At 40.6% G+C, this 12,036-nt stretch carries 5 protein-coding genes and 2 pseudogenes; 1 reads left to right on the top strand and 6 read right to left on the bottom strand.

Going from position 1 to position 12,036, the window contains the following annotated elements; genetic code table 11:
- Positions 1 to 80 precede the first annotated feature (80 nt).
- A pseudogene (locus I3259_RS13375) lies at positions 81 to 1,088 on the bottom strand (helix-turn-helix domain-containing protein); the annotation flags it as partial.
- Between the two features lie 32 nt (positions 1,089 to 1,120).
- Between I3259_RS13375 and I3259_RS13370 the strand changes: the two are divergent.
- Positions 1,121 to 1,447, top strand: a pseudogene (locus I3259_RS13370) (transposase); the annotation flags it as partial.
- 497 nt (positions 1,448 to 1,944) lie between these two features.
- On the opposite strand, the gene I3259_RS13365 reads toward I3259_RS13370, so the two are convergent.
- The 5 genes from I3259_RS13365 to dpdH are packed head-to-tail and all read right to left on the bottom strand — an operon-like array spanning position 1,945 to position 12,033.
- Positions 1,945 to 3,156, bottom strand: coding sequence for a hypothetical protein (locus tag I3259_RS13365; RefSeq protein ID WP_238030075.1), 1,212 nt, complete (start codon positions 3,154 to 3,156; stop codon positions 1,945 to 1,947).
- Positions 3,137 to 3,700, bottom strand: a complete 564-nt coding sequence (gene dpdK, locus I3259_RS13360) for a phospholipase D-like domain-containing protein DpdK (RefSeq protein ID WP_238030074.1) — start codon at positions 3,698 to 3,700, stop codon at positions 3,137 to 3,139. The genes I3259_RS13365 and dpdK overlap by 20 nt, the downstream gene beginning before the upstream one ends.
- Positions 3,697 to 8,130, bottom strand: a complete 4,434-nt coding sequence (gene dpdJ, locus I3259_RS13355; protein ID WP_238030073.1) for a protein DpdJ — start codon at positions 8,128 to 8,130, stop codon at positions 3,697 to 3,699. Before dpdJ ends, dpdK begins: the two co-directional genes overlap by 4 nt.
- The gene (dpdI, locus tag I3259_RS13350) at positions 8,130 to 8,864 is read right to left on the bottom strand and encodes a protein DpdI (protein ID WP_238030072.1); all 735 of its coding nucleotides are present in this window, start codon (positions 8,862 to 8,864) and stop codon (positions 8,130 to 8,132) included. Before dpdI ends, dpdJ begins: the two co-directional genes overlap by 1 nt.
- Positions 8,854 to 12,033, bottom strand: coding sequence for a protein DpdH (dpdH, locus tag I3259_RS13345; protein ID WP_238030071.1), 3,180 nt, complete (start codon positions 12,031 to 12,033; stop codon positions 8,854 to 8,856). The genes dpdI and dpdH overlap by 11 nt, the downstream gene beginning before the upstream one ends.
- Between the last annotated feature and the right edge of the window lie 3 nt (positions 12,034 to 12,036).

Here is a 12,036-nt window from a genome sequence, read left to right as displayed (position 1 = left end):
CCGAGGGAGGTTGACGGTTTAAATACCGAGGGATTCTGTCGTTGTCTTATTTATAATAGTTCACTATGGCAGAATTACTCTTATTCGATAATTGAAGCCTTGGCACGAGCCTCCCGTAACTCTCTTGTATTCAGCTTTTCCGCAAGCCAGATGTTCCTCACGGTTGAGTGGCTGATCGATATATCAAAACGCTTTCTCATTTCACCGCTGATCATGATTGATGTTAAGTGAGGTAATTTGAGCGTTAGCAAGATGACTATATCTCTAGTCTTTTCATCAATACGATTACTATTGTGTGATTGACCATACATACGCTTTAAAGCTAACGGACCATGAGCTTCAAGTAGCTGACGGTTGTTGTGTATGCTTTTGACAGAGCAGCCGCTCTGTCGAGCCGCCTCTCTAACATTTCCTAACTCATTAGCGAGTTCAATAGCATTGAGCTTTTTCTGAACTTCTTCTCCGTATTCCTTTCTCGAGCTTGGCTCAATAAGTTCTCTAATTGTTAATTCTCGGTTTGCGAAATAAGCCGAAAATCCGCCATCAAGTTGTTTATGCAATTCAACCTGTTGGCCCACGATAGAATGTCGTAATGGAGAAGTAATTTGGTACATTTTGTTGGCGTAACTGAAGGTATGATCTCTACGTATTTTTCGATATTCTTTTTGAATACATACCTTATCGAGGTTGATATGTTTGGGAACGGGTCGATGCTCCGAGCGGACCTGTTTGGCGTTGACGGTAAGTGTCGTTGCCCAATACTCAGGGATAAAAGTGTTTTGTAGGTAATTATTAGCGCTATTCATATCAGTAACTTCAGCCAGTCTTAACTCAGGAACAAGACGATCTTGGAACGTATCAAAGGCACGTTCTATACGTCCTTTACCTTGAGGTGAATTAGCAAAAATAATTTCAATCCCCAGCTCTTCGCAGGCTCGCTGCATTTGAGAAAAGTGGCAACGTTTTGGACCACCAAAGATGCCAGCTCTATCGACATAAAGGGTTTTAAAAAGCCCTTTTTTCTCGATGTAAGCTTTCATTACCTTGAGACATCCTTCGGTTGTTTCTGAGGGAAAGAATTCCGCATTGTAGTGGTACATTAAATTTGGCCACCTACTCAGAGGTGATAGCATCGAGTGCTTTAGGCAAAGCGATAAAATACACGCTCGGCCAATGGCCTAAACTTATTCGTTATATTGAAGATGGGCACTTATCTATCGACAATAATCGTGCTGAGCGTGCGATAAAACCATTAGTTATTGGTCGAAAGAACTGGCTATTCTCAAATACCCCTCGTGGTGCTGATGCAAGTGCGATGCTTTACAGCATCGTAGAAACAGCCAAAGCAAACGGGCTTATTCTCTACGATTACTTGGTCAAATGCATGGTAGAGCTGGCTAAACCTGAGCCAGATATCAATGCTCTGCTGCCATGGAATTTCAGACATTACAATATCGCCCCGTGGGTTCATGGGGCGGATACGAAACATTTATTAAAACCTTTGCATGTATCGTACCCAAATCATCATGGCGTGCAATCACGCATTACCATCAACATAGCGATGTTTTAGATAAATGGCGAAGTGCCCTTAAAGGAGTCAAAATAAAGGTAGGTAGAAAGTCAAAAGGACCAATGCGAACTCAAGGTGCAGTTCGGCTTGAATATATTAGCCCGATAGAAAGAAATATAAAAAATAAAGGGGGCTATAAAAAATACTCCACGCATACTTTAATATATTTGTTTCACATGATGGGAATAATGATGTTAAACCTTCCAACGAAAAATAACACTCGAATACTTACAAAAAAGAAGCCTTATGTACCTAACGCATTATTAAAATTATAAAACGAAAAGCCATTACAGTCACATCTTTGTAATGGCAATTCTTTTTATAAACTACAAGCAGTAATCAGGAGTAGGAGGAGCATATCGTTCGATGTAAATCTATAAGCGATAAAGAATTAATGCACTTTCTTCTAATTTAGACCACAAGCGGTAATATAAGCAATCCTGTTTAAGTTCTATCTTTAGAGATATAGGCACACTCTCTAGCCATTCATAAATTTGTATCAATTCGCTTTCATGACATGTTTGTGCATAGTTAAGTACAAATAATATTGACACTTTATCATGAACTTGTGTGGTTAAATCTAACTTCCTCTCAACATGTACTGGTACCGCGTTGACACTAGTATCTTGTTCTGAGAGTGTGTTCAACCATTCTTCATCTAGATGGGGTTTTGCTTTATCAAACCCCTGCTCTATCTTAAATAGATGAACCAACACTGCCCATAATTTCCACTGTTTCTCGCTTTCAAATAATGGTGGTTTGGTAAAAATGGGCAAAAACTCAATGGATCTTTCATACATTGACGGCCAATCCAACTCAAACGAATTTATCCCTTTATCACTCACGGTAGACAGTGAAATAACAGCGTGCATGATAGCGACACTAACACCACTCGAAATAACCTGAGCAGATACATTTCTTTGACGAGCAAACTCAATGATCTGTTCCCATTTCTCTTCTGCCTCAAGCAACATGAACTTTAACGTATCTTTGTTGCGGCGCTCAATGTCTTCACTGCTCGCAATCGAATCATAGTGCTCAACCATCGATGCATGATCATGATTTTCGTATGCATCAATGAAGCCTTTCACCAGCATCCCAATTGGTTTTGAGGTCTGGCGGTTTATCACAGGGGAACTCAGATAGCGAATAAGCAACCTGTTCAAGGCCTCTTGACTCTGCTTCATCGCTTCTGGCAAAAACATGCGGTATTTGGCTTGATCGATACCTAAACTCTCACGTCCCCAAACCGTAACCTTGAGAAATCCATGTGGCCAATGCTGAAGTAATACACCTTCAAAGTCATATTCTGCTGTTTTACAAGGGCGTGCAAACTGACAGTAATAGCGGGGTAAAGCGCAATTTAACCAATCTTTGGTATGCTCCATTAACTCTTCACTATCACACAGTATGTAAAAACTTGGTGATGAACCTTGAGGGTAGCCGACCATATATTTGATCGCACTGCCACTTTCCAGTTGAGTCTGTGCATTGTTCACTTTTTCATGCCATTGACTGTTAGGGATAATCTTATTCTCCCCCTTGAAAAAGCCTTGTAATATTTGGTTAGAATAACCAGTCATCATCGTCCTCCTCATCTACCGTTACAACAAGGTTGGAGAAGTACAAGTCTTCATACGTGTTTTTCTTTTCTGCAATCGCACTCGGGTTAGTGGTGTAGGTAATTCCTTCGAAATTGATACTTGCGCCGAAAAAGGTAAAGTTCATCGAACCACGTATCAAACATGAATCCGTGAGCAATCCCTTTTCGTGTAAGTCTTTATGTTCAGCAACCACAAATCGTCTCGGATAGTTCTTTAACGCTTGCTCTAACAAATATATTTTGTCTCTGTTTTCACGAATGGCTAATTTCAGCGTCGCACCTGCTTCAACACAATTTTGCAACAATTCAAAAAAATGAATTTGGCGATGCCCCCAAGCAGGGTTTATCGAATCAAAATTGCCAGATGTATTATCTAAAACAGGAAAATCAGAAATCCATGGGCTTAATATATAGATCTCTCCAGGGTTTAAAGCCTCACCCACCAATATAGAGGTGAGAAGATCTTTGATATGGGCTCGACCTATCGCTTCTTTTGTCTCAATAGAGCGCTCTGTTTGAATCATCATTGGAGGATATCCCTCACTTCAACCGAGATATGCATTGCTGATAAACGAGCTTGAATTTTCGTTATTCGTGGATAGAACATCATCTTATTGTATTCAATCATGCTAACATTTAACTCACTAAGCACAGATTTTACTTGTGACCTATCCCCACCGTTAAATACCAAGATACACTTACCTGATAATTTTAACTCAGCTGATAGTTTTTTACGCCAAGTTCCAATAGTATCGAAATCGACCAGAACATCTTTTGCCGTGATAATTTGAGTTAACAGAAGGCGTTCGGTCTTATTTTTATCTGCGCTAAACTGGTTATAAAAACCTAACTCTTGCTCTCGAATCATTGCACCACGCTGCCATAATTGAGACTGGATACGGTTTTTATTGCTATAAATGTCGCTATGCGTACCTCCTAGGTTACGAGCTGCAAGATAAGCCACAATATGCAATGGAATCTCGATATCTACACATGCTTCGTAATTACTCCATTCCTCGAGCAAATCTACAAGACGTTGATCCGTAGAAGAATTAGCACCTTTTTTCAGGATGCGAGAATAAAGCACACTATTCCAAGCATGTGAAGGTAATATACCTAATCGAGAGATCTGCAACTTCAGCGCTTTTGTCGCTTGTGAACGGCCATCTAAACTATTCGCCGAACGAATATTATTCACACCCTGCTGCAACACTTGATTTTGAGATAACTCTAACAAGAAATGTTGTAGATCAAAGTTTACCTGCTCATACTCGCCAGTCTCAAAAGCATGACTTAGATAACCTAACGTACGAAGCGGATCTTCGCGATATGCCTCCCTGAACTTAGTGATATAACCAATCCCACCGACTTCGTTTTCATTCAACCAGATGTTTAATTTATCCCCATCCCAACTATGATCGAGATTAAATGACTGCTCCGAGACATCAGATATCAACTTCAAGAACATCGCATTAATACCGCCGCACAAAGTCTGCCCTAGAACCTTTTTTCCCCACTCAAAATAGTGCTCCGATTGCGCGTAACAAGGATCAAGGTTAAGTGCACACCTAACAGCGACCATGTTGGAATCATTTTCAAAATAGTCTGATAGACGCTGATGCAAACCTTGCTCTTCATCCCCAACCTCTGTGTTACGGCGTTGGAACATACCATTCACCACCTCAAGCATCAATTGTTTACCAGTAGGTGAATAAAGGACTTCAAAGGCATCATGCAGTGCCAATTTTCTTTCCTGACAAATTACAAACAATGCTGACATAACACATTCAAATATCCAGTTCGCCAAAAAGTACTCATGTTCGAAATGGTCTGAATTTAGAAAAGTGTCATGTAGATACTGATAATAAAGTCCTTTTTGGTTATCGTTATGTGAGAGCAACTGCTGAATTTTCTCCTCAGGAAACTCAAAACTAAATTTCGCACTATCGACCCACAATTTAGCCCCTATAGCAACTTGCGCATTTTTCTGTTGCCATTGAAAAAATATATTTGCTGGATCTAGACCTTTTTGAGCAAATGGAATACTTGCTTTTGCTCCTGTACAAAATCGAATCAATTCTACTGACGTGGAGTGGTCATGTGTAAAAAAGTCGATAGACTTCAATACTTCAAACCATTCACTATTTTTCGGCACTGGTGTCAAATTACTGACCGAGGGTTCGCGAATATCAAAATGCCACTGAAGAACACTACTGCTTTTATTAGTAAGCTTTTTGTTTATCGCTCGCGTGGTCTTAACGAATCTAGGCTGATAAACCGCTATTTGATTGCCATCAAACTCGACATAATCTTGCAACACTTGTTTGCTTACATCACCGAAAGCATCTTCAATATCAAACCCTAAAATGTCTTTCTGACCTGGCGTGGGTTCAAAATCTACAGGTACCAACCAGTCTGGTACGTTCAACGCCTTAACCGTGTAGCGTTTAGACATTCGCCCCGGAGCAAACTCCTTAAGAGTCTGAAAGAAAGCCATGTTTTCTCGTTTATAGCATTGCTCATTCTTAGTCGAGCGATCCAGTACAACCGATAGGCCTTGAGTGTTGAGTCCAGAAAACAACTGAGATGCAATGTATTTAGGCATAGGCCCTGAATTACCATCGCCAATTCCCTGCCAATGCTGACCTCTTGATCCCCAACTATATGCCAGACTTTGTTCAAGTTCAGGAAGAAAAGACATCATTATTGAACGAGGTGGAGCCCACATAACCACTTTAACTTGCTCATCGTTCAGCCCCAGCGTATTTTTTATGTGGGTGGTTAATTGCACTATCTTTGAAGGGTTGCCCAACAATTCACTCACTGCGCGGTGTAAATTTCCGAGCCTTTCTGCATTTTTCTGCGGGTCTTTCAATGCGCTCCAAATATTTAACCATTGTAGCTGAGGGGTATTTTTAACAAACCACTCCAAGGTAGCAAGAGAGGCGTGCATCTTATGAATATGCGAATTTTCTGTCGGCAACTTAGTGGTACTGACTTTAGGGTCAATGAGTTGCTCATACTGCTGAAAGGCAATCCTATCTCGGCCAAAATCAGACAAAATAGTATACATCCACGGTCGCATACCCCGTCGACGCCCAGCTCGTCCCTTACGCTGTAGATAAGATGCTACGTTTCTTGGCGCTTTATGTTGAATTACAGCACCTACTGTAGGATCGTTATAGCCAACTTCTAATGAAGCGGTTGCAACAACCACATTTGCACCTTGGTTAACACCACTATCCTGACTTGATGTGCGCTCAACAATGTTAGCTTGTTCAAGGTTGTGCCCAATCTTCTCAGCAGCAAACCAGTCTTGTCCAAGTTGACGCTTAAGCGCTCGTGAACAATCAGTATTGTTAGGGGAACGCAAATAAGCTAACGGCTTTTCATTTCTTAAGCTCGGCCGTAATTGTCCAAAAAAGTCTTGCTTACCTTCTGCATCCAAATAATCGTTGTAAAGACGGTTAATAACATCAAGATCATCTGTAAACACAAAAGCCTTTTGACCAAATATATCGTGCGATATATTTCTCTGGGCACCAACATGGGTATCCAGCATACGACTTCCAAGCATCGTTGCCTGAATCGTTGCAGAAAGAAGACCTGTTTGAGAGGCAGGATCTCCACGAAGTGCTAATAGATATTCAGCACCTTCTTCCTCAATCTCTCGCTCAAATGACTCAACCAACTCGGTATTTTGGGGCAAGGTGCCAGTAAGATCCGCAAAGAAGTTCTTTGCATCAGCAAGCGTTGCAGATAAACCAACAAAATGGGGCTTAATACCGCTAAATGCCATCCAGCGTTTCAATAAAAATGAGGTTTGCGCTCCGCTACTACCTTCATAAGTATGCACCTCATCAAGCAAAACCAAAGGTATAGCAATGTTACTGTCGTTTACACCAAAAAGCTGATTGAAATTCTTGTCACTAAGACGCTGGTTCAACATTTCTGTTGTTGTAAAAAGGATATCAGGGGGATTTTTTTGAGCTCCTTCTCGTGTGGTGATGACTTCCTCGGAAGAAAGAGTCGCATGACAGTTCGAGCAAACCACCTGCTTTGATTGCTTATTGAACTTTAGGACGCCACCACAATCGTGTTTTGGGCAAACCATTGGCCCAAATACAGCACCATCATCTGCATAACGCTCAGATAACGTATCACCATAAAACGTGCCAATGGTGATTTTTCTCTTACCTTTGGATTTTAAGAAATCATCCAACTTACGTGCTTCTCGATAGGTTTCCGAAAACTGGTCTTTCAGAAGTTCTTTACGAGGATAAATCGCAAGAATGCGTACTCGCCGATCATCATCATTAATTAAATCGGATGTCAGTTTAGTCATCGCAGGTAGGTAAAAAGAGAGTGTTTTACCGCTACCAGTGCCGGCACAAACAATCGTCGCGCTAGGATGATAAGCCCTTTTACGTCTATGCTGCTCATATTTTGTAAGGATACGCTCTGTCGAGCGCACCTGAAAGCCTGACAACTGAAACCAGTCATCTCCTTTTTTCAATAAACTACTAAGAATGGCTTTCTCATTCGATGACTGGAATAGATCCTTTTTCTCCCATTGAGTAATTAACGCTTGTGCATCATTGTCTCGCTTAGGATATTGGCGAGGTCGCTTTAAAAAACGAAAGTCCGAGATTAGCGGTTTAGCATCCTCAATTTCCTGTTTAGAGAACCACTGACGAGACAACACTTGCAAGCGTACTGTCTCTGCCATTCGCGTTCGATAACCATCATTATCAATCGGAAAGATAAAACGACGCTCTATAAGAGCGTCAAAATAATCGTTCACATAATAATCAGAAATCCCAACATTTTTAAGGCTAGACTCAATTTCCGCGCGGCTAGAGAATACTTCAACGTCACCCCAAGCTAACAGTTCAGATTCTCTATCTTCAATTTTATCTAATGCTTCAATGAGCTTATCTTTATCGATCGTGGTCATTATCTTTGCTTTACCATCAATGTATCGAGTTTATTGTTCTTTTCTAACCAGTCCATGACTTCAGGTGTAAGCATAGAAACAAATGCTACTTTTCCTACCGTATTCAACGTATCAAACAGTTTCTTCACACCTTCTGGCAATGCTTCAGTATTCATCTGAGACTTGAACTCAGCACACTGCTTTGCGAAATGTTGAATACGCAATAATTGTCCCTGATCAAAGGTGAAGCCATCCATTTGGCTATCAAATTCTCTCTTTGCACGCGTATAGTTATTGTACAAATCAACATTACGATGCACGGACTTCTGCTGCTCTAAAATTACATCATTGACATTCGCTAAGCCTTTTTGCTCTTCCGTCCACTCTTGCCAAATCAGTTGATGATTTTCAGAGAACAAACTAGCCGTTTTACTAACAGCCTGAGTCATTTCATAAAGAGTGTTGTCCTCATCAGCCAAGCTTTGGTCTTCAATCTCTCCCCAAAGAGTCTTGAATGCAAAATATCGCTTACCGGCAGTCTCTAGTGCTAAATCTCCGTCCTTACAATAAAGATCGATTCCATCAATCAACTTTAGGCACTCTAATTTCTTAGCCTCTTCTTCAATTCGATTAGAGGGATTAGCGATACGCGTAGAGATCGTCTTAAGGGCCTCCATCTGGTTTTCTAGGTTCGCACTGTTATGGTAATACTCAATTTGCTTATTCAGTTCTGCTATTTGGCTTTTAAGACCCATGCGCTGCTCCCAATTTTTGTAAAGATTTTTCTACACACAAAAGACGATCATTTATCACTTTTTTGTAGGTTTCGATTTGGTTGACACCATTCTTAGCGTTAAATTCTCTGATATTTCTATCTACTTTTGGTGATATTCCTTTCCAATCACTGAGCACTTTAACCCAAAGATCCAGCTCTACTCCATTGATTTTATTTAGCAATTTAACCGGGTAATCCTGAGTTAGATTTAATGCGATTACCGACTTAGGAGTGAGTGAGGTAACTACTTCACCCAGTTGCTTAACTCTCGAACGTACTGTTTTCAGACTCACGTCATAATCCGACATCATATCTGCTGGAATATTTTTATAACTGATGTCCAATTTCTCTAGCAATTCCCGCAGTTGTTCTTTCGTTTCTGACCCCTCCAGATACTCTATTAACGATGCACTGGTATTCTTCACTTCGCGAATAACCAGATTGAGTTCACTAGCAGATCTCACTACGTTGTCTCTGTTACGAAATGCATTAGCGAAAGTAACGGGATGCACGGCGTTGTTTGTACCAATTAACATGGTATTTAACCACTGAGTTCGTAATTCATCCCACTCTACCAACCATTTATCGAATACTGCTTTATGTTGTGGATTAATTGCCGGTGGCAATTCACTTTTAATCTGACTCGACGTTTTTACTAACTGATTTAGTGCCTTATCGATACCTGATAAGTCAAATCCCATGCTATTGGCTAACGCGACATGATTGCTAATTGGAGTGTGCGCCGTTTGTTTTGCTAACTCAACACATCTAGTCATCGCTACTGGTACCCATTTTTGAGCGAATTGCATATATAAAGCATAATCTTCTAGACCTTGCTCATAAGACCAACCAACTTTAGGGTCTTTAGCATTCATTCTGAAATGACGTAAAACAGCGATCATTTGCATCTTTAGAGGTACAGAATCAAATGTGTCTGATAACTCTTTATCCCCAAAGGCATTTACTTTTGCCTGTTCGTTGTTCGTACGGGAACCAGGTAGGCGAATCAATGTTATGCTTCCTTTCTTGAAGAAAGCATTTAATAAACTTTTACCTTTCCACACAATATTTGTGTTTAGAGAATAGTCTGAAAACCCTTTTTGTTGTTCAAGCATTTGAAAGAGCGCTCGTCTCAAATCATTACTAGGCCCTTGTTCTAGTATTGACGAGCCTGAAAACCAATCATTTACTAAATCAACAACTTCGTCTCTTTGTGGTTCTGGGTCTACATCTGGTCCATTTCCAGGTTGTGATTTACCACCAACTTCTCCCCACTCTAGTTCCTGTATTACGCCTCTAGTTTTATCAGGAACTTTCTTAACTAAAAATTGGCCAGTCGCTGCTATGGAAATTTCTTCCGGCAGCAATGGTGTATCCAAACCAAAAGCTTCAGCTTGTCGCTTAGATACTTGTTTGAAACAATCTTCACTGGTAGGTGCGTCAGAATAAAGGGACATAAAACCAATTAGTCGCCTTGCTTGCTCTTTATCTTGTGTATTGCGATCAATTAATAGAGCGGTTTGATCATTACGGAACTCACTTAACTGCTCTTCAAACCAAGCACTTGGATACCCATTTTGAACAAAGCGTTCCCGATGATCACGAAGAATTGATAGTAGTACTTCCTGAATAACGACACGCGGGTTAAATCGAGTGCGGCTATTACCCATGAAAACATGCTTTTGCGCTAATTTCGTAATTGCTTGTTTATTATACGGAAACAGTGAAATCCCTGTCTCTTTACCATTATTAGAAGACGTTGATGCCATAGAAAAGCCAAAATCATCTAATACCGCTACTTCCGATTCATCAAGATCTGTCTGCCATGCTGGCAAATGGACTTCACTGTCCTGCAAATCAATCAATTGATTGATAGCATTCATACCATGACGAGCTGCATTGATATAACGGGCACAAAAATCTACCACTTCATCTGTAGAAAATTTAAGTTCAGGGAAGTTCTCAACATCAAAATCCGTTGGAAGACGCCACTCAAAACGACCTCGAGTCCAAATTGTATTTCGATGACTTTTATAACTCTCGAGATCATCTGTCGTTGCAATCACTGACTTCATCGGACAAAGAACCTGAACACCACTATCTTTATCTTGCTCTAAAAGACTCTCGATAAGGACATCATCAATAGAGGATATTGCGGCTAAATCTTCCACTAGAACCACTAGAGTTCTATTTTGTTCTAGTAAATATCTGCGGATTTCCTTAAACAAATCTTGGAAGTTACCAGTACTAAACTGGAATAGACGGTTGAACATTAGCTTACAAGCACGCTCAATGGCTTTATTGGTCATCTCTGCCGCCATTTTACGCTTGGATTCATCCGACTCTAATTGAAGATTTGCATAAGCTTTTCGCGCTTTTGCTCCCAATTGAGTAGAAATTTCCTCTCCACTAGTGAACTTAAAGTCGTCTTCTACAACGTGAAAATTATCTTCTAAAAGTTCTGCGTAGGATTTAATTTCGATCAAACGTGAAACACGACTTCTTATAGCCGACTCATTCCCAGAGAAACTTTCCTTAATATAGGGGTCGTCAAAAAAGTGCTTCAGCTCATTGGCAAAAGACATTTCTGCCATAAACTGTTTCATTTTTTCTTGCGTCATCACCCCTTCAGATTGCAGTTCTTGACTTTGCTTCTGCAAGCTAACTGGGACTTCTCGAAACGCTTCGACAATATGCGCGAACATCAAGTTTTTAGTGGTTTCATAATCTAATGAATTAGCCACTTTACCTATTTGTTCACGCGCACTATCAAAGATATCCCCTTCTAAATCACGCAGTAAGATCTCCAGAACTTGGGACAAGCTTGCATTCTTGGGAATTCGAATGATGTGCCACTGTTCTTGCTTTGCTTTAGGGTGGTTATTAACAACCGCATGCAGCCAACGTATCAAGTGAGATTTGCCGCTTCCTGACTCCCCGACAAGAGGAATGATGCTGTTATTCGCTAAAAGTTGTTCCAACAAATCCTGCTGACTTTTTACAACCGGCGTTTTTGAACCGTAAGCTGTCGCAACCAACTTCATTGGGTGGTGTACTGAAAGAAGCAACTTATCACTCAGTCGCTCTGCTTCGCTCAGGATACAATCGTCTATGTTTGCGAGACTAGGCCAATATGTTTGAATACCCATTTT

Origin of the sequence: Photobacterium sp. Ph5, from assembly GCF_022129445.1 — a bacterium.
Classification (GTDB): Bacteria; Pseudomonadota; Gammaproteobacteria; order Enterobacterales; family Vibrionaceae; genus Photobacterium.
Note: the sequence above shows the minus strand (reverse complement) of the source record. Positions and strands in the feature narration are given on the sequence as shown.